Source organism: Bacillus sp. FSL W8-1127 (assembly GCF_038006725.1).
GTDB lineage: Bacteria > Bacillota > Bacilli > Bacillales > DSM-4216 > Bacillus_O > Bacillus_O smithii.
The window spans coordinates 2,251,673-2,271,385 of sequence record NZ_JBBOVU010000001.1 but is presented as its reverse complement, the minus strand read 5'-3'; the positions used below and the strand labels follow the sequence as shown (position 1 = coordinate 2,271,385).

At 34.7% G+C, this 19,713-nt stretch carries 16 protein-coding genes; 14 read left to right on the top strand and 2 right to left on the bottom strand.

Annotation, left to right across the window (positions count from 1 at the left end; genetic code table 11):
- Nucleotides 1–553 precede the first annotated feature (553 nt).
- The 6 genes from NST12_RS10720 to NST12_RS10695 all read left to right on the top strand — a co-directional run bounded on the left by NST12_RS10720 (nt 554) and on the right by NST12_RS10695 (nt 13,016).
- Nucleotides 554–2,167, top strand: coding sequence for a type I restriction-modification system subunit M (locus tag NST12_RS10720; RefSeq protein ID WP_341101169.1), 1,614 nt, complete (start codon nt 554–556; stop codon nt 2,165–2,167).
- Nucleotides 2,160–3,383 (top strand): restriction endonuclease subunit S, encoded by a 1,224-nt coding sequence (locus NST12_RS10715; protein WP_341101167.1) that lies wholly within the window; start codon nt 2,160–2,162, stop codon nt 3,381–3,383. The genes NST12_RS10720 and NST12_RS10715 overlap by 8 nt, the downstream gene beginning before the upstream one ends.
- 31 nt (nt 3,384–3,414) lie before the next feature.
- Nucleotides 3,415–6,465 (top strand): type I restriction endonuclease subunit R, encoded by a 3,051-nt coding sequence (locus tag NST12_RS10710; protein WP_341101166.1) that lies wholly within the window; start codon nt 3,415–3,417, stop codon nt 6,463–6,465.
- Between the two features lie 463 nt (nt 6,466–6,928).
- Entirely contained in the window at nt 6,929–9,442 is a 2,514-nt protein-coding gene (locus NST12_RS10705) for an ATP-dependent DNA helicase (RefSeq protein WP_341101164.1), read from the top strand.
- Nucleotides 9,443–9,529: 87 nt separating this feature from the next.
- Nucleotides 9,530–11,722 carry a hypothetical protein gene (locus tag NST12_RS10700; RefSeq protein WP_341101162.1) on the top strand — a complete coding sequence of 731 codons (2,193 nt, stop codon included), beginning with the start codon at nt 9,530–9,532 and terminating at the stop codon, nt 11,720–11,722.
- 415 nt (nt 11,723–12,137) lie between these two features.
- The gene (locus NST12_RS10695) at nt 12,138–13,016 is read left to right on the top strand and encodes a patatin-like phospholipase family protein (protein ID WP_048623669.1); all 879 of its coding nucleotides are present in this window, start codon (nt 12,138–12,140) and stop codon (nt 13,014–13,016) included.
- A 17-nt stretch (nt 13,017–13,033) separates the two neighbouring features.
- Here NST12_RS10695 and NST12_RS10690 read toward each other — a convergent pair whose 3' ends face one another.
- Both NST12_RS10690 and NST12_RS10685 read right to left on the bottom strand, forming a co-directional pair.
- Nucleotides 13,034–13,372, bottom strand: coding sequence for an SA1362 family protein (locus tag NST12_RS10690; protein WP_048623668.1), 339 nt, complete (start codon nt 13,370–13,372; stop codon nt 13,034–13,036).
- Between the two features lie 58 nt (nt 13,373–13,430).
- Nucleotides 13,431–14,327, bottom strand: coding sequence for a DUF1385 domain-containing protein (locus NST12_RS10685; RefSeq protein ID WP_341102204.1), 897 nt, complete (start codon nt 14,325–14,327; stop codon nt 13,431–13,433).
- Nucleotides 14,328–14,726: 399 nt separating this feature from the next.
- Here NST12_RS10685 and NST12_RS10680 point away from each other — a divergent pair, with 399 nt between their 5' ends.
- From NST12_RS10680 to spoIIIAD, 8 genes are all read left to right on the top strand, one after another.
- Nucleotides 14,727–15,251 carry a YqhR family membrane protein gene (locus tag NST12_RS10680; RefSeq protein WP_048623667.1) on the top strand — a complete coding sequence of 175 codons (525 nt, stop codon included), beginning with the start codon at nt 14,727–14,729 and terminating at the stop codon, nt 15,249–15,251.
- A gap of 141 nt (nt 15,252–15,392) precedes the next feature.
- On the top strand, nt 15,393–15,839 hold the full coding sequence (gene aroQ, locus NST12_RS10675) for a type II 3-dehydroquinate dehydratase (protein ID WP_048623666.1): 447 nt from the start codon (nt 15,393–15,395) through the stop codon (nt 15,837–15,839).
- Nucleotides 15,839–16,900, top strand: a complete 1,062-nt coding sequence (locus tag NST12_RS10670) for a M24 family metallopeptidase (protein ID WP_048623665.1) — start codon at nt 15,839–15,841, stop codon at nt 16,898–16,900. The genes aroQ and NST12_RS10670 overlap by 1 nt, the downstream gene beginning before the upstream one ends.
- Before the next feature lie 20 nt (nt 16,901–16,920).
- Nucleotides 16,921–17,478: an elongation factor P gene (gene efp, locus NST12_RS10665; RefSeq protein ID WP_003355307.1), complete on the top strand. Its 558-nt coding sequence runs from the start codon at nt 16,921–16,923 to the stop codon at nt 17,476–17,478.
- Nucleotides 17,479–17,641: 163 nt separating this feature from the next.
- Entirely contained in the window at nt 17,642–18,571 is a 930-nt protein-coding gene (gene spoIIIAA, locus NST12_RS10660) for a stage III sporulation protein AA (protein ID WP_048623664.1), read from the top strand.
- Nucleotides 18,568–19,080 carry a stage III sporulation protein SpoIIIAB gene (gene spoIIIAB / locus NST12_RS10655; protein ID WP_003355305.1) on the top strand — a complete coding sequence of 171 codons (513 nt, stop codon included), beginning with the start codon at nt 18,568–18,570 and terminating at the stop codon, nt 19,078–19,080. The genes spoIIIAA and spoIIIAB overlap by 4 nt, the downstream gene beginning before the upstream one ends.
- A gap of 18 nt (nt 19,081–19,098) precedes the next feature.
- Complete coding sequence (gene spoIIIAC / locus NST12_RS10650; RefSeq protein WP_003355303.1) at nt 19,099–19,302, top strand: stage III sporulation protein AC; 204 nt, start codon at nt 19,099–19,101, stop codon at nt 19,300–19,302.
- A gap of 26 nt (nt 19,303–19,328) precedes the next feature.
- Entirely contained in the window at nt 19,329–19,712 is a 384-nt protein-coding gene (gene spoIIIAD / locus NST12_RS10645; RefSeq protein ID WP_082142310.1) for a stage III sporulation protein AD, read from the top strand.
- The last annotated feature ends 1 nt before the right edge of the window (nt 19,713 follow it).

Genomic DNA, 19,713 nt, shown 5'->3' with positions numbered 1-19,713 from the left:
CTAAAGGTTAGTATGTTTAGTGTACTACCCCTTATAAGAGTTGTCTAACTTAGTGTATCCTATCCATTCTATATTGCAATTTTCTATATTCTAAGAGGGCTATGTATTTTTTGATAAATAATTAAAAAACTTAGTGTTGGAAATGTAGTAATCATTAGGACTTGATTTAGGAGAAAGATTTAAGTGTTGCGTATAAGGTAAGGCTCTACTATAAGAGTATAATATGGAAAATAGAGGATATTTATCATTTGCGGCTATTAAAAACAATATTTTTTAATGTATGATAAGTGAGAGTAAAAATTATTTATTGTGACAATTTAAAGTTTATAGGCTAACTGACGTCCTATTAATTATAATGATTAAGGAATGCTTCACTAGCTTCTTAGATTTAGGGGTTGCGAATGATTTGATAAGAACAAGGATTTTTAAATCAGGAGATACTATGGAAATAGAAAATTACTAAGTTAGAATTAGAAATTTAAAAATTGATTTGGAATTCAGCGAATTATAAAAAGATAAATGAATATACAGAGAAAGAATTGGGGAATGAAATATGGCGGAAAAAAAGGCACTATCTCTTTACCAAGCATTATGGAATTCAGCAGATGTACTACGTTCAAAAATGGACGCAAACGAATACAAAAACTATTTATTAGGTTTAGTTTTTTATAAGTATTTGTCCGATAAGATGTTAATTCATGCATCAGAATTACTTGAAGAACCTACAACTGACTTAAAAGTTGCGCAGAAATTATATGAGGAAGCCTACAATGATGATGAAATAAGAGACGATTTATTAAGTGAGCTTCAATATGACTTCTCTTATACGATTGAACCGCACTTGACGTTTACAGCGCTGGTTACGAATATTTACAAAGGTACTTTCCAATTGGAAGATTTAGCACAAGGCTTCCGTAATATCGAACAATCCAGTGAACTCTTTGAAAATTTATTCGAAGATATCGATTTATACTCGAAAAAATTAGGCTCATCACCGCAAAAACAAAACCAAACAATTGCAGAAGTAATGAAACAAATCAATGAATTAGATTTAGCAATACACGATGGTGATGTACTCGGAGATGCATACGAATATTTAATTGGTCAATTCGCATCCGATTCAGGCAAAAAGGCTGGGGAATTCTACACTCCTCAGCCAGTTGCAAAACTCATGACAAGAATTGTTTTAAATGGCAAAGAAGATAAAAAAGGTTTCACCGTATATGACCCAACAATGGGATCGGGTTCACTATTATTAAATGTACAGAAATATTCAAATGAGCCTGGAACAGTTTCTTACTTTGGTCAAGAGTTAAATACATCAACGTATAACCTTGCTCGTATGAATATGATTTTGCATGGTGTTGATACGGCAAACCAACATTTGAGTAATGCCGATACACTTGACCAAGACTGGCCTACTGAAGAACCAACAAACTTTGATGCGGTGTTAATGAATCCTCCATATTCAGCAAAATGGTCTGCGGATAAAGGTTTCTTAGATGATCCACGCTTTTCAATGTATGGAGTTTTACCACCAAAATCCAAAGCTGATTATGCATTCTTACTCCATGGTTATTACCACTTAAAAGAAGATGGAGTCATGGCAATCGTTCTACCGCATGGTGTGTTATTTAGAGGAAGTGCTGAGGGAAAAATTCGTAAAATTTTATTAGAAAATGGTGCGATAGATACTGTAATCGGTTTACCGGAAAATATTTTCTATAATACAAATATCCCTACAGTCATTATTGTTTTAAAGAAGAATCGTCCTACAAAAGATGTACTATTTATTGACGCATCAAAAGAGTTTGAAAAAGGTAAGAACCAAAACATCTTAAAAGACGAACATATTGAAAAAATACTCGATGCGTATATAAACCGTAAAGATATAGAAAAATTTTCATATATCGCCTCTTTTGAGGAAATTGTTGAAAATGATTACAATTTAAATATCCCACGATATGTGGACTCTTTTGAAGAAGAAAAAGAAATATCTCTTGATAATCTTTCAAATTCAATTCAAAAAACAGAGCAGAATTTACGTCAAGCTGAACAAAATTTATTGAAAATGTTACAACAACTTGAAGGGACAAATGAAGTGGTAAATAGAGAGTTACAACACTTTATTCGAGGTTTTGAATTGGACGGTGAAACAAATGAGTAAGAAGGTACCAGAATTAAGATTCAAAGGATTCCATGATGTGTGGGAAAATAGAAAGCTAGGTGAAGTATTCGAACAAACTAGTGAGTATATTAATCCTCAGGAAGAAGATATAGAATTATACAGTTTAACAATTGAAAAAGGATTAACCCAAAAGACTGAAAAATATGATAGATCTTTTCTTGTAAAAAAAGAGGATAAATTTAAAAAAGTTAATCCCAATGATTTTGTTTATAATCCAATGAATATAACTTTAGGTGCAGTTGGATTTAATGAGACAGGATATAGTGTTGCTGTATCTGGATATTATATAACGATGAAAATTAATTCTAATTTTAACAATCAATATTTTAAAATTTGGCTTTCATCACCACAAGCAATATATTCATATAGGAAATATGCTACTGGTTCACTTAAAGAAAAGCAAAGAGTTCAATTTCCAACTTTTTCACAGATAAAAATTAAAGTTCCATCTTTTGAAGAACAACAAAAAATCGGGGCTCTTTTTAAACAATTAGACGATACAATTTCCTTACAACAAAAACTCGTTGAACAATATCAACAATACAAAAAAGCAATGCTACAAAAAATGTTTCCTCAAAAGGGAGAACGTGTTCCTAAATTAAGATTTAAAGGGTTTAATGATGAATGGAAACGATATCAGCTTGGCGATATTTCAGATAAAGTAACAGAGAAAAATAAGGGTAATGTATATTCGGAAACATTCACGAATTCAGCAGAACATGGAATAATTAGCCAAAGAGATTTTTTTGAAAAAGATATTTCAAATAAAAATAATTTGGATGGTTATTATATTGTTCGTCCAGGTGATTTTGTTTATAATCCTCGAATATCAAATTTAGCTCCAGTAGGACCAATAAAACGAAATAATTTGGGGAGAACAGGGGTAATGTCACCTCTCTACTATGTATTTCGTGTACATGATGTTGTTAACAAAGATTTTTTAGAAGCTTATTTTTCATCTACCGGATGGCATAAATTTATGAAATTAAATGGAGATACTGGAGCTCGTTCGGATAGATTCGCTATTAAAGATTCTGTTTTTCGCCAGATGCCTATACCATTGCCATCAACTGAAGAACAACAAAAAATCGGTATTTTCTTCAAACAACTAGACGATACAATTGCCCTTCATCAGAAAAAACTTGAAAATTATAAACAGCTGAAAAAAGCATTGTTACAACGTATGTTTGTTTAATCATTTAATTAATTGAATGGATGTGAGTTAAATGAGACAAACTTTTACGTCAGAAGCCGAATTAGAACACAATTTAATTAAACAATTAATTAATGGAAAATCACAATGGACATATCGCGAAGACCTAAAAACTGAAGAGCAATTATGGCAAAACTTTAGAGAAAAGCTTGAATATAATAATAAAGACGTTTTAAATGGAGTACCATTAACGGAACAGGAATTTCAACAAGTAAAAAACCAACTTAACTTTTCCAGTTTCTATGAAGCAGCTAAATGGCTAACTGGTGAAAACGGGATTGCTAAAGTTGAAGTGCAGCGTGAAGATGCAACACTTGGTACTATTCGTCTAAAAGTCATTAATCGTGCTGATATAGCAGGTGGAATGTCATCCTACGAAGTGATTAACCAATTTGTATGCGACAAAAAAAATCCAGAAGATCGTAATAGACGTTTTGATGTAACACTGCTTATTAATGGTCTACCAATGATTCACATAGAGTTAAAGAGTCGTAGGCATTCTTATATGGATGCTTTCCGCCAAATTAAAAAGTATTTAAAAGAGGGTAAATTTACGGGCATTTACTCAGCAGTGCAAATGTTTGTTGTATCAAATGGTACTGATACACGTTATATTGCGAGTGCATTAGATACAAAACTCAACGAAAAATTCCTTACTAAATGGGTCAATAAAAACAACGAGCCTGTCAATGATTACTTATCCTTCGCACGGGAAGTGTTATCAATTCCACAGGCACATAAAATGGTTACACAATATACCGTTATTGATAAGGACAAAAAGGCATTAATTCTTTTACGTCCTTATCAAATCCATGCAATTGAAGCTGTAAAAGAAGCTTCTAAACAACAAAAATCAGGCTATATATGGCATACAACGGGATCTGGAAAAACACTTACTTCCTATAAAGTTGCTCGTAATTTATTACAAATTCCGTCCATTCAGAAAACAATTTTCATTGTTGACCGAGTAGATTTAGACCAACAAACGACAACTTCATTTGAATCTTATGCAGAACATGATGTAATCGATATTGATGAAACAGATAATGTAAAGGATTTAATCAAAAAATTATTATCAGATGAACGAACGGTTGTCATTACAACTATTCAAAAACTAAATTATGTAATGAAACAATTTGCCGGAAAAGAGGACAAAAGAGCTCAAAAACTGCGAAAAATGAAAGTTGCATTTATTATTGATGAATGTCATCGTGCTGTTTCACCACAAAAGAAACAACAAATTGAACAATTTTTCGTTAATTCATTGTGGTATGGATTTACTGGTACACCGATTTTTGCAGAAAATGCAAAAAAAGTTGTAGGTGACTTACCACGTACAACTGAAGAACAATATGGGGAACGACTGCATGAATACACAGTAAAAGAAGCCATTCATGACGAAGCAGTACTCGGTTTTCAAGTGGAATATAAAAGTACACTTTCTGAAGAAAAAATAGATGAGCTTTTAAAACAATTAGACAATGATATTGATTTAGACGAATTAACCCTTGCAGAAAAAGAAGCTCGTTTACCTAAATCGGTATATGAAGATGAACGACATATGCTTGAAGTCATTGATTCCATTGTCAATAAATCTAATTCTAAACTAGGTTTCAAAAATGGGGCTGGGAAAACGTATGCTGCAATTTTAACAACTTCATCCATTGAAAAAGCTCAACGTTATTATGACTTATTTAAGAAAGTAAAAGCTGGTAAATCCAGTGTGAAAATCAGTGAGCAAACAAAACGCGTGTTGCCCGACTTTCCAAAAATAGCCATCACATACTCTATTTCAGAAAATGAAGAAGCATCTGTTATTAATCAAGAAAAAATGAAAGAAGCGATACGTGATTATAACGAAGAATTTGGAACAAATTTTACGTTAGAAACAATCAGAGCATATAATCGAAACGTTAATGATCGATTAGCTCGTAAAAAGGACAAGTATTTATCGCGTTCAGAACAACTAGACCTAGTTATTGTTGTTGATCGATTATTAACAGGCTTTGATGCTCCTTGTCTTTCAACATTGTTTATAGACCGTCCACCAATGAAGCCACACGATTTAATTCAGGCATTTTCTCGAACAAATCGACTATTCGATAAATCGAAAAAATACGGTCAAATCGTAACATTCCAAACACCAACCATTTTTGAAGAAAAGGTAAACGAAGCACTGTACCTATATTCAAATGGTGGAGAAAACTATGTTTTAGCACCTACATGGAGCGAAGCGAAACAAGCCTTTTTAGAAGCTATTAAGGAATTAAGGAAAATTGTGCAAACACCACAAGATGTAGATCAATTAAGCAGCATACAAAAAAAGAAACAGTTTGCGAAAGCTTATCAAAAGTTGAACAAGACATTTGCATCTATTCAAGTGTATAGCCAATATGATGAAACACAACTAGGCAATGATTTTCCTATTACATTCGAAGAAATTGAAGAATTCTACGGAAAATACGTAAATATCATTGAAGAACTAAGAGGCGAACCAGACGATTCAGACAATGAAGTAGAAATTGACATTGAATACGAATTAGAATCCATAAAAACAGAGGAAATTAATTATGAATATATCTTGATGCTGATTCAATCTTTTGTTCCATCAGAAGACGAGGAAATGGAATTAATTCGTAAGCAAGATGAAAAAGCAATAAAAGAAGTCGAACAATACTTAGAAGAATTAGCGAAAAGCAATCCGAAGTTAGCGCAACTAATGAAAGAATTATGGGAAAACATTCAGCATGATCCTGAAGCATACCGTGGCCAAAATGTATCTATTATATTAGAAGACATGATTCAAACGGCTATTTCTAAATTAATCGAACACTTCGCTAAAAAATGGTACGTAAATGAAGAAGAGTTAGCTTTCATGATTGAGAACTACAATCCATCGAAAGAAAAACAAAATGGTGAAGCTGAACTCAAACGAACAAGCGATTATGAAGCCTATAAGGCCAACACTGAAAATCCTGTACGACGCTTATCCTACTGGAAGTCTGTAATGAAAGACTTCGAACAAATGATGATAGAAGATATTTTACCATTACAAAAGCGGTAAAATGACTAACATTTTATTGTTTTATAATTCAAATTAAATACCTTCATTATCTGAATACAAATTTTTGTAGTTGCTGATGTTAAATTAGCAGTTTTTAATACTCTCATTACCAAAAAATTCAAAAGTTACTGCTTAGTTGTCCGAGAAAACTCTTCTTAATTTTGTTAAACGTATTAATTGATTTAAAAAATCCTTATTATTTTTTAAAAGCTACATCTGAAAAACAGCCTCTTGTGAGTGATAGACATAAGAGGCTGTTTTTTTGAAATTAACAGAATGAATTTGTAACCAAACATATTTTCTGTGATATAATAAGAACATACATTCCCTTTCTAAAAGTGATTATATCTATGTATTTAGACTTCAAAAACTGGCTATGTACCTTTACAAAAAATTATTATTGAAATTAAAGGTTTAATATAGCGGATAAATCGAGAATTATCATGTTTGATGGAGGGATAAAATGGAATCGATAGCAGAAAAACTTCTTAGTATATTTGAAGAGAAAATTCCAAGTCACTATCAAACGGATGTTATTAGAACATCACAAGTTCAAATGGCAATGGATATTGCAGCGTTTTTAGATAAAAATGAACCAAAAAAATTTTTGATTATAGAAGCTCCTGTAGGTACCGGAAAATCTTTAGGTGCGCTTATCCCTTCAATGTTAAGTACAAAAAGTGAACGTAAACATCGAGTTGTTTACGCAACTGCAACAATAAACCTTCAAAGTCAATTAATGAATAGTGAAGTTCCGTTATTAAAAAAACTATTATTACTTAAACGACCAATATTAGCAATGGGGAAAACCCACTACTATTGCCATAAAGAATTTAAGGTTAAACGTAATAAATTTACCTCACAAGAACAAGAACTGTTTTTGAAGTTTTTTAATAGAGCAGAAACAGGTCAGAGAAATGAATTTGAAGAAAAGTTTCAACTAGATATATCTGAAGAGAAATGGTCAAAAGTTGCATTAAATGCAACAAAAAGAGAATGTGAAAGGTGTTCTGATTATTGGAAGTGTCCTACGATTCAGCATCGAAATGATTTTCTCTCCAGAACACATGACTTAATTATTACAAACCATGGTCAATTAATACAATCTGTTTTGAATATTACTGGCGAGCCTGAACAACCTGCTATGATACCTGTAAATCCTGGCATAATCATCATTGATGAAGCTCATCATTTTATTGAAAACTTTTTAAATCAACTCGAAGAATCATTTACGTTATCAAAATTATATGAAATGAAGAAATATATTTCGGAACAATATACAGAAGATTATGATAAACAGCTTAATATATTAAAAAAAATAATAGATAATGAAATGAGCAAAGTAGAAGGTTCTTTACAGGGACGATACATAATTAACGATGAAATGATTGATAACCTAGTAAAAATACATGACATCGTAAAAAATTCAATGATTGGTGAAGAAGCAAGACACATAAATCGCGTTTCGTTTATGAATAAAGCTACTTATGGTTCAGAGCTTGAAGATCTTTTTGAAAAGTTAAAAAAGGTTCTTGATAACAAATATATAAAATGGATCAATTATGATGAAAAAAAGTTCAGTATGATTTCTGAAACTTTTCCGACAGACTTTAGAAAATTTTTAGATTTCTTGAAACAAAATAATAAGATTATTATAATGTCTGGAACGTTAACCACCAATGGCGATTTTAGTTCTTTACTTAACCAATGGCGGTTAAATAAAGCTGAAGTAATAACAAAAAAATTTGTTACCCCTTTTGATTATTCAAATCAGGCATTGATTTATGTGCCTGAAACAATGATTGAACCAAATAAAAATAATACAGATTATTATTTAGAAAAGTGTTTAGAGCATATTCAAAAACTTATTACTTTAACAGAAGGTAGAAGTCTAATTCTTACAACAGCAAAGGAACATATGAACATTATATCAACAGGTTTAACAGATTTTTTGAATGACAAAAATATAAAATTGTATGTTCAAGATCAGAGTGGTGTGGAGAAACTAACAAAACAATTTAAGGAAGATGAAACAAGTGTATTAGTGGGTTCTGGAAGTTTCTTTTCAGGTTTTTCGGTTCCTGGAAAGTCTTTGATTTCAGTTATTTTAACTAAACTACCGTTTCCTGTGCCAGATGACCCTTTTTTAGAATTAATTGGTCAAGGATACGAAGATGAATTTTTTAAAATGATTAGGTTTCCATACATGATGAATAAATTAAATCAAGCTGCAGGTAGGTTAATTCGTGATATTAAGGATTTTGGTATATTTACAATCTTAGACCCACGTATTTTCACTAAGGAATATGGTAAAGAAATACAAGCAGATTTAATTAAACAAGGCTACAAAATAACACGCTCTTTTGAAGAAGTGACACAATTCATAAAACACAAATTTATTAATGGTGCAGAAGCGCAGTATCGTACTTATAAAAGAGAGGATATTGAAATAAAACAAATATTATGGGAAAAACAAGAAGTGGTAAAAAAAGAAAGTATTAAAAAAACATATGATACAACTACGACGAAAAAAATTGAGGCTCAAAATAATGATAATGGGGTTACTGAAAGCCAAATAGAGTTTGCTAAAGAAATCTGTAAACAGTTTAATATAAAACTACCAACTCCAAAAAATAAAAAAACACCTGATTTATTATATAAATATTTGATTAATAAACTTTATTGGATATATGAAGAAACAAGCATAATTGAAGATAACTTTCCTTTTAGTGATGAATCAGAAAGGAAACGTCTTTTAAAGATAAAAGGGAAGGATAGAATGCCTGTTACTTTACCTAGTTGTTCAAAGTTTGGTTGTGATGGAAATTGCAGTGAAAGTAAAAAAAGTGAAATTAGTGAAATGTTAAAAGAAAAGTATGGAGCTAACCATATTGACTTTTGTAAAGGTTCGTCTAATTGTTTGGTAAGTGTTGAGCCTAAGAGAATTATTGTTAAACATTTCATGGAAAATAAATGATGCAAAAAGTAGTATCATTAAAAACTATAACTTACAACACTTGATAAACTCCATTTATTATTGATAATTAAGGAGGATTATTATTGAATGAATTATAATTCTCTTGTTGTATTTGAACCAGAAAAATTAGAAAAGGAAATCTTGAAAAAAATTAAATATATTAAACAAATAATTTATAAAACAAATCCATTAGTTAATTTAGTTTTAATTCAATTATATCGACATACTCATTATCTAGGTAATGTAGAAGCTAGTATTCATGGGAATGTCACCCCAGGTTTAAATAAAGTCCAAGATTTAATTCAAAGTATTATTGTTACTTCTTCAAAGAAAGCTAATAGTGATAAATTTATCGGTAATAAAAAATTTAAAAGATTAATCAAAAATGTTGAACAACTGTTTATATTGAATACAATTTATATAAATGCTATTGAAAAAGATGAGTTAATAAAATATTCACAAGGTATGTTTACAAATGTTTCAGGAAATTTGTATCCATATTTTGAAGAAGAACATTTTACCTCTTTATTACAACCATATTCAAAAATTTGTGAAGATACATTTGGTTTGACAAGTAAAGAAATTGTAGATGGCCTTCAGAAGATTAGTTGGCAGTTAAGGACTAATGGATTGATGAAGGATATTCTTGAATTGGAAATAGCCATTGAACAATCGGATAAAAATACAATTTATGATATAGCAAATCATTTCGATGTAGAACAGATTACTGGCTGGCCTTTAAATTTTATAGAACAATTTTCTCTTTCTGAGGGTGAATTAAGTAATTATTATCAACAAGATATAGAGTTAATGAATAAAGAATTGCCTCAAAAGTTTAAACCATTTTTGAAATACGATGATAAATATTATTGTTTTTCTATTGATAATTTGATGGATAACTTTTACAGAGCATTTGTAAAAGTTTTAAGAAAAGTTAAACCTGAATTATCTGTAGAGATTAACGAAATACAAAAAGCCTTATCTGAAGAACTACCATTTAATTTACTAGAGAAATTACTACCTAAAGGCGAAATGTATAAAAATATTTTTTATAAGGCTCCTGTTGGAACGAATGGAAGAAATGAATGGTGCGAATGTGATGGGGTAATTATTTATGATGATGTAATGATAATTGTTGAAGTTAAAGCAGGTGCAATTTCACCAGCTTCACCACTTTCTGACGAAGAAAACTTTAAATCGTCAATAAAGCAATTGACAGAAAACCCATATAGTCAAGCTATTAGATTTTATAAAGAATTTATTAAAAATAATAAAATTGAAATTTATCGTAAGGAATTGAAAAGAAAGTACCAATTCGTTAAAGAAATAAAGGATATTAAGTTCATTCAAGCTTGTTGTATCACTCTAGATGATTTCAATGAAATAGCTGCACAAATCGAAAAAACAGACTTAATACAAAATTCGTCTTTACCAGTATGGTGTATCTCGGTAGGAGATTTAAGAGTATATGCGGAAATTATAGATTCGCCTAGTCACTTTTTGAATTTTTTATATCAAAGAAGTAAAGCATCACGTAACCCAAAAGTAAAATTGAATGATGAATTAGATCATTTAGGAATGTATCTAGCTTATAATGACTATTCAAATCATGTTGATAAATTACTTGATAGCCATGAAGGAGCTTCACCGAATTTAGTATTTTTTGCAAGTCATAGAGATGAGATAGACGAATACATGGCTTATAAACTTATGTACAAGCTTGGATTAGATTATAACGAATTACCTTTATATGATTTGAAGAAAGAAAAACCAAAACAAAACATGGAAATTGAATTTGAAAAATTGATAAGTTTACTTGATCATTCTAACGATGTATTAAATATAAGGGTGGCAAGATATCTTCTCTTACTAGATTCATATACAAGACAAAATATTGCTGAGTTTTTAAGAACAAGAACTAGGAAGTTAATTCAAAATAGATATAAGAAAATATTTTATAATCCCTATGCAGCTTATAATTATGAAAAAGAATGTAAAATTGAGGAAATTCCAGTAATTATGATATTCCTGTTAGAATCTTCTAGTAAGTTGTTTAAAGATATTGTTGCTAGAAAACGATTTTTAATGGAAAGAGTTATTAATCCTAAAGAGGATAATTTGTGTATCTTAGTTGGAATAAATAAAGAAGGACATTTTAAAAAGGCCCAAACAGTATTAATTAAAGAAGAATATTTTAAACAATTAGATAAAAGATCATATGATTTATTAATGCAAGCACGAGAGGCTGTCACAAAATCTAGAACCTTTATAGAGAGTTGATATTTTAAAACAAATACAATCGTTGCTAAAAAGCGATGAATTAACTGGCAAATGTATATTGCAAAATTATTAACTATTTCAGCATGTCAATTTTTTTATTTTGTAAGTAATATAACTCTAATAAAGTATAAAATGATTAAACTTTTTTTCAAACAAATGCGAATGGTTTCACAATTTTAATAACGTTTTGATTAAACTTTTTTTCAAAATGGTTTTTTTGTAGGTCTTATAAAATAAGGGTTTTTGGAGATATTTTGATCAAACTTTTTTTCAAAGCTACATTTTTCAGAGAAATCTCTTTCTAAGAGGCTGATTCGCATTTAGAGTCAGCCTCGTTTTTTATATCCGGAAGTTCTAATTGTCGTGCCCCATTCTTAAACATATAAAAGAAAGTTTGCATCGAAGGAGGGGCCGTATGAAAATCGATGGGGTTTTTTCCGGAGGGGGAATAAGAGGTTTTGCGTTAATTGGCGCTTATCAAGAACTGGAAGAGAAAGGATATCAATTTATCAGGCTTGCGGGTACAAGCGCCGGTTCGATCATTGCCGGTTTTATAGCGGCCGGTTATAGAAGCAGCGAAATTTACCAATTAATAGATGAAGTGGACTTGAAGGATTTGTTGGACGATTCTCCACGATACTTTCCGGCATTTTTAAATTGGCTAAAAGTCTATTGGAAATTAGGACTTTATAAAGGAGATTCATTAGAAGCATGGTTAAGCGAAAAATTGGCGCAAAAAGGTGTTCGGACATTTGCTGATTTACCTCCCGAGACACTGAGAGTCGTCGCTTCCGATTTGACAAACGGCCAGTTAATCGTTTTGCCGGATGATCTTCAGCCCTACGGCATTTCGCCTGAGAATTTTTCCGTCGCTCGAGCGATTCGCATGAGCTGTTCGCTCCCTTATTTTTTTCAGCCGGCAAAGCTTAAAACAGCTAAGGGAACAGCGTTGATCGCGGATGGTGGCATTTTGAGCAACTTTCCCATGTGGATTTTCGGCCAGGAGGGTAGAAAACGTCCGGTGATCGGGATTAAGCTGGTTCCGCGAGATTCCGATATTCAGGAAAAAAACATTCATAATGCCATTGAGTTGTTTAGCGCCCTTTTTAAAACGATGAAAGATGCTCACGATGCCCGTTATATATCCCGTAAACTGGAGAAAAATATTGTATTTATTAAAACGAATGGAATTAGTTTGACGGAGTTTGAATTAAATGATAATGAAAAACGCGTCCTTGTGGAATTAGGACGCGAACAAACTCGGCGGTTTTTAAAAAACTGGAGCTATGGTTAATGGAAGCGAGCCAAGGGTTAAGCTCGTTTTTTCTTTTTCCCTTTTTTTCCTTCGATGACGGTCAGATGGACGTCGTTTCTTCTGCGAATCGGTTTTCTTTTTTGGGTAGAAAGTCGGGATGATTGACGTTTCCTGATTCTTTTCTTGGATTTTTTAGCTGCTCTTAAAAATGCTTGCTGGTCTTTGCGTACCGGCTTTTTGATTCCCATTCTGTAGACGATATACAGAAGACTTGCAACAAAGATTAAAAACAGGATTCGCTTTCCCAGTGCATTAGGAGAGCCTGCAAAGAAAGACAATAACCCGATGGCGGCAAGACCCGTGATTAAAAAGAAAACGAAAGTGCGAATCTTCAAGAAACCCACCTCCCTGCCAGGCATGAAATTCATTGTCGATGGATGATCTATTGATAGTTTAGACAATTTTCTGTTCTTTTAATCTTTTTTCTTCCATCATTTCCAAACGGAGTAGTTCGTTAAAGGAAGCGATGGCCACTTCTACTTGATCATCACTCGGTTCTTTTGTCGTCAGCAATTGAAGCCATAAGCCAGGATAGCCTAAATATTTTAATATCGGCACTGTTCGCAGTTTGTTGGTGATCTGCAGCATTTCAAAAGACAGACCCAGCACAACAGGTATCAGAGCAATCCGGTTTACTACTCTCAGCCAAAGAGGGTGAACCGGAGCAAACATATATACAAATATTCCGACAATTACGGTAAAAAGAAGAAAACTGCTGCCGCAGCGATAATGCAAGCGCGACTGAGATTGAACATTTTCAACGGTTAAATCGAGACCATTTTCAAAGGCATTGATCACTTTATGCTCTGCTCCGTGATATTGCAACACTTTTTTTACAAGGGGAGTCAACGAAATAAAATGAATATATGCTAGAAGCAGTAGAAGTTTAAACATACCTTCTATGAAAATTTGAGTCAAATCTCCGGGAAAAATGGGACGGGTGAATTCTGCCAAAAACACGGGCACAAGGGTGAAGACAAATTTGGCAAACAGAAAAGACAGAATACCGACGATCGCTGCATTTAAGGCCATCGTCCATTTTTTTGTTTCTTTTTTTGGAGCTTCATCATCCATGTCTTTTTCCCAATTGGATTCATACAGATCGGAAGAAAATTGGAGATGTTTTGAGCCGGTGGCGGTTGCGATGATGATGGCCGCGATACCCCGCAGCAATGGGATGTTTTTGATTTTTTGAAAGATCGGTTTTTGTTCTCGAGGAAGGCGGTAAAACTCCATTTCACCGTCTTTTTTCCTGACAGCGGTGACCGTAAAGTGTCTACCCCCAAACATCACTCCTTCGATTACGGCTTGGCCTCCATATAAAGGCTTTGTTTGTTTCAATGGAATCCCTCGCTCATCGTAAACTTTTGTTATCCCTATTTTAACTTTCTTTTCTGAATAAGGAAAGGTCTGCACGAAAGGACGAAAAACTTTTTTTAGATAGGGCATATTAAAAGAGGACTTCAATAGAAGAGGCTTCGTGGTGAAGGAGGAAATAGCTTTGGTCTTGAGTCATGCGTGTTTGCGAACTTCACGTTGATAGATCATCCTTCCAAACGACGTACAGAAAGGTTGAGGAATTCATTTTGGTCATTATTCACAAAATAATCAAGGGAATATGTCAGATGCAAGTAAGGTGAGAATCTTTATGATGAAGCGAAACGTTCACGTCAAATGGAGGTGAGCAACATGGACGGAAATGCAAATGGAAAGAATCAATCAGAACACAGTCAGCCAACGATGTCAATGTTTGCATATGTGGCCGTTACAGGCTTTTTTGGAGGATTGTTATGGAGTTTTGTGGCTTATTTTGCCTACTGGTTTCATTTTACCACGATTGAACCGAATGTTTTGCTGGAACCGTTTACTGTAGGAAAATGGCGGGAAACATGGATTGGTTTTTTCATGACATTGTTCGCTTATGGAATCGTTTCGATTCTAGCGGCCTTTATCTACTATCTTTGCTTCAAAAAAATAAAATCTATGTGGATGGGAGTAGGATATGGGATTGCCTTGTTTTTGGTTGTCATATTTATTTTCAACCCAATTTTTCCCGGCATAAAACATTGGAAACACATTTCTTTTCATACTTATGTGACAAGTCTTTGTCTCTATTCGCTTTATGGCTTATTTGTCGGATTTTCCATTTCTTATCAATATGGAGAAGTATATGGTCAATATTATAAAAAGCTTCAAAAACAAGAAAATCAATAATAGGTCATAGTTAAAAGCTTCCTGTTTATTATACGCTCTCCCCCAACGGAAAAGTGTGGTCTTTCAGAGAAGGCTAATGAAAGATATGGGATATTTGTGATAAAATGTTTTAAAGAAATCTTTTTCAATAAGGTGGTCGCTGTGCATATACTTTTATTAAACGGCCCGAACTTAAATCGTTTAGGAAAACGAGAACCGGCGATTTATGGAACCGAAACATTGGATTCCATTGAGAAAAGAGTTCGGGAAAAAGGAAAAGAGTTTGGAGCAGAGGTGGTTTGTTTCCAATCTAACTATGAAGGGGCCCTGATTGACCGCATTCATCAAGCAGAAGACGAAGGGATAGAAGGCGTCATTTTCAATCCAGGGGCTTTTACGCATTACAGCTATGCGCTAAGAGATGCAATAGCTTCCGTTCAAGTCCCGGTGATAGAAGTTCATTTGTCAAACATACATCGACGTGAATCCTTTCGACACCATTCTGTCATCGCTCCCGAAGTCATTGGTCAAATTGTCGGATTGGGGGCACTGGGTTATGAGTTGGCGCTTCAAGCCATTATTCAGTACATACAGGGGAGAGAATCTTAATGGAAAAAATCAAAAGACTTCGTGAACAATTTGCTCAAGCCGGTATTGATGGGATGCTAGTGACAAGCCCCTTTAATCGACGCTATATGACAAATTTCACCGGAACGAGCGGAGTAGCGCTTATTTCTGAGGAAAAAGCTTTATTTATTACCGATTTTCGCTACGTGGAACAAGCAGGGAATCAGGCAAAAGGATATGAAATTGTCCAACATGCCGTTCCCATTCATGAAGAAGTGGCGAAACAGGCTGAAAAGCTAGGCATTCAAAAATTAGGCTTTGAAAAAGATTACTTAACCTTTTCCAATTATCAAGACTATCAGAAAGCTTTTAAAGGCGAGCTAGTTCCTGTCGGTGATATCATCGAAAACTTGCGCTTGATTAAGAGCGAATCAGAGATTAAGATATTAAAGGAAGCTGCCGATATTGCCGATGCTGCGTTTAAACATATTTTGGACTTTATCAAACCGGGAATCACTGAGCTTGAAGTCGCCAATGAACTTGAGTTCTTTATGAGAAAGTGCGGGGCAACTTCTTCTTCGTTTGATACGATCGTTGCTTCAGGAAAAAGATCCGCTTTGCCACACGGAGTGGCCAGCGATAAAATCATCGAAAAAGGGGACTTAGTCACTCTTGACTATGGAGCCCTTTACAAAGGATATGTTTCCGATATTACTCGCACGGTAGCCGTTGGCGAGCCTTCCGACGATTTGAAAAACATTTATCAAATTGTTCTCGAGGCTCAATTGTTGGCGGTGGAAAAAATAAAACCGGGAATGACCGGGAAAGAAGCAGACGCGATTGCGAGAAACTACATAGCAGAAAAAGGTTTCGGCGATCGATTTGGCCATTCTCTTGGTCATGGAATTGGATTGGAAGTTCATGAAAAGCCTTTATTGTCTATGCGTTCGGATATTGTGCTGCAGCCGGGAATGGTTGTAACGGTTGAACCGGGGATCTATGTGCCCGGTCTTGGCGGAGTACGCATTGAAGACGATACGATTATCACGAGCAGCGGCAATGAAACGATCACGCATTCAACAAAAGAATTGATTATTTTGTAAATTACAGGAGGAAGCCATACATGATTTCAGTAAATGATTTTCGAACAGGTTTGACGATTGAAGTTGATGGAGAAATTTGGCGCGTACTGGATTTCCAGCACGTGAAACCGGGTAAAGGAGCGGCATTCGTTCGTTCGAAGCTGCGCAACTTGCGCACAGGCGCCATTCAAGAAAAAACGTTTCGCGCCGGCGAAAAAGTAGAAAGAGCACAAATTGATAATCGAAAAATGCAATACTTGTATGCAAACGGCGATCAACACGTTTTCATGGATAATGAAACATACGAACAAATCGAATTAAGCAGCTCCCAAATCGAGTACGAATTAAAATTCTTAAAAGAAAATATGGAAGTTTTCATTATGATGTATCAAGGAGAAACAATCGGTGTGGAACTTCCGAATACAGTGGAATTGACGGTCGTGGAAACGGAACCAGGAGTTAAAGGAGATACAGCATCAGGCGGTACAAAACCAGCAACGCTTGAAACAGGGCTTGTCGTACAAGTTCCGTTCTTTGTAAATGAAGGCGACAAACTCGTTATTAACACATCAGACGGCTCATACGTTTCAAGAGCGTAATCATACTACATTTTAAGTTGAAGGAAGCCAGATCAAGATCCTTTTATGGATTTTGATCTGGCTTCTTTTTTTCCTGCTTTTGGATTTGGGTGAAATGAAGTCATACTTCCTTCGATCGAAAATATATTTGTAGTAGAGGGGGCTTGTACTAGGAGGAATGAATGTGGAAGAAATTTTTGATTATTTGCCAAAGACAATTGCGGATGAAATGAAGCGACTGCCCGACAACTATTGGATGAAAGTGGAAGAAATCCGTATGAGAATTGGTCGTCCGCTTGAGATCGCTGTCAAGGGACGCCCCCTGTTTCTTTCTCATGTTGTCACGAAAGAGGACGGGGAAACGTTTATGAGTAAAATAAGCCACCATTCTTTTTATACGCTGGAAGAAGAATTGAAACGGGGGTACATTACCATCGAAGGAGGGCATCGAGTGGGGCTGGCGGGAAAAGTCATCCTTGAAAATGGACAAGTCAAGGGATTGCGCCATTTGTCCTCTTTTAATATAAGAATTGCCCGGGAGATCATAGGGATTTCACGTCCTCTTATCCCTTTTTTATTTGAAAAAGGATGGAAACATACGATGATTATCGGGGCTCCCCAGACAGGAAAAACGACTCTTCTCCGTGATATCGCCAGAGTCGTTTCGACCGGTTGTGACCAATTGAATATTCCACCCTTAAAAGTAGGAATTGTCGATGAACGTTCCGAAATCGCCGGCTGTATGTTTGGGATTCCTCAGCTTTCCTTTGGACCAAGAGTGGATGTGTTGGATGCATGTCCAAAAGCGGAAGGCATGATGATGATGATTCGTTCGATGAGTCCGGATGTTTTAGTAGTAGATGAAATCGGGCGGGAAGAGGATCGAATGGCTGTGCTGGAAGCGGTCAATGCAGGGGTAAAGCTTGTCATGACGACACACGGAGATTCTCTTGAAGAGATTCAAAAACGCCCTCTTCTTGCTGATATTGTCAATCGGCAATTAATCGAAAGGTATGTGGAACTGACACGAGAAAAAGGTCCCGGTACTATTTCCGTCATTAGAGGAGAAAAAGGGCAACGGCTGTCCCGCCAAATGAGGGTGGAAAAAGGATGAAATGGATTGGTGCCATCTTGATTCTGGGGTCCGCTTGCTGGTTCGGATTCGAACAAGCAAAACAATTAGCCGATCGGACGAAGCAATTGAAAATGATGATCGCGGCGTTGCAGTCGTTGGAGGCGGAAATTATGTACGGGCATACCCCTTTGCATGAAGCAGCGAGAAAAATCGGTCATCAGTTCGGATTCCCTGTCTCCCAGTTGTTCCTTACTTTTGCAGAAACGATTTTATCGACAGAAATTTCAGTCGATGAAGCATGGAAAAACAGTCTCCATTTTATCAGAAATAAGGCAGCCTTTAAGCGGCCGGAATATGAAATTATAGAACAATTTGGCGGATCGTTAGGCAAACATGACCTTCTGACCCAGCAGAAGCACATTCTTCTGACCCTTGCCCATTTGCAAAGAGAAGAGGAAGAAGCGCGGGAAAATCAAAAAAAATACGAAAAAATGTACAAAAGTTTAAGCATTTTAGTAGGGCTGCTTTTGGTCCTTTTGCTTTTCTAAAACCAGGGGGAATCGTACATGGGGATAGATGTGGATATTATTTTTAAAATCGCCGGTGTCGGACTCGTTGTCGCCTTCTTGCATACGATTTTGGACCAAGTAGGAAAAAAAGAGTATGCCCAGTGGGTTACATTATTTGGATTTATCTATATTTTGTTTGTTGTTGCCACCATCGTTGGGGATTTGTTTGAAAAAATCAAATCTGTATTTTTGTTTCAGTAGAAAAGGGGGAGAGGAAGATTGACATAATCAAAATTGCGGGGATCGCGCTTATTACAGTATTTTTAACTCTCCTCTTAAAAGAACAAAAGCCCAATTTTGCTGTGTTGCTTGTTCTATTTGTCAGTGTTGGAATTTTTTTGTTTTTAATCGATCAAATTCAATCCATTATTCAAATGATTCGTGAAATTGCTTCCAAAACAGACATCAACATGGTGTATGTGGAGACGATTTTGAAAATTATCGGGATCGCCTATATTGCCGAACTGGCTTCTCAAATATCAAAGGATGCGGGACTTTCGTCTCTGGCATCAAAGGTTGAATTAGCAGGAAAAATCTTGATATTGGCCATGGCTGTTCCTATTTTATCAGTCCTGCTCGAGACGATTATTTCTTTAATTCCGGCAAAATAAA

Coding starts and splice junctions, on each gene's coding strand:
- NST12_RS10720 (WP_341101169.1), top strand. CDS start 554: ATGGCGGAAAAAAAGGCACTATCTCTTTACCAAGCATTATGGAATTCA.
- NST12_RS10715 (WP_341101167.1), top strand. CDS start 2,160: ATGAGTAAGAAGGTACCAGAATTAAGATTCAAAGGATTCCATGATGTG.
- NST12_RS10710 (WP_341101166.1), top strand. CDS start 3,415: ATGAGACAAACTTTTACGTCAGAAGCCGAATTAGAACACAATTTAATT.
- NST12_RS10705 (WP_341101164.1), top strand. CDS start 6,929: ATGGAATCGATAGCAGAAAAACTTCTTAGTATATTTGAAGAGAAAATT.
- NST12_RS10700 (WP_341101162.1), top strand. CDS start 9,530: ATGAATTATAATTCTCTTGTTGTATTTGAACCAGAAAAATTAGAAAAG.
- NST12_RS10695 (WP_048623669.1), top strand. CDS start 12,138: ATGAAAATCGATGGGGTTTTTTCCGGAGGGGGAATAAGAGGTTTTGCG.
- NST12_RS10685 (WP_341102204.1), bottom strand. CDS start 14,327: ATGTTTGGGGGTAGACACTTTACGGTCACCGCTGTCAGGAAAAAAGAC.
- NST12_RS10680 (WP_048623667.1), top strand. CDS start 14,727: ATGGACGGAAATGCAAATGGAAAGAATCAATCAGAACACAGTCAGCCA.
- NST12_RS10670 (WP_048623665.1), top strand. CDS start 15,839: ATGGAAAAAATCAAAAGACTTCGTGAACAATTTGCTCAAGCCGGTATT.
- efp (WP_003355307.1), top strand. CDS start 16,921: ATGATTTCAGTAAATGATTTTCGAACAGGTTTGACGATTGAAGTTGAT.
- spoIIIAB (WP_003355305.1), top strand. CDS start 18,568: ATGAAATGGATTGGTGCCATCTTGATTCTGGGGTCCGCTTGCTGGTTC.
- spoIIIAC (WP_003355303.1), top strand. CDS start 19,099: ATGGGGATAGATGTGGATATTATTTTTAAAATCGCCGGTGTCGGACTC.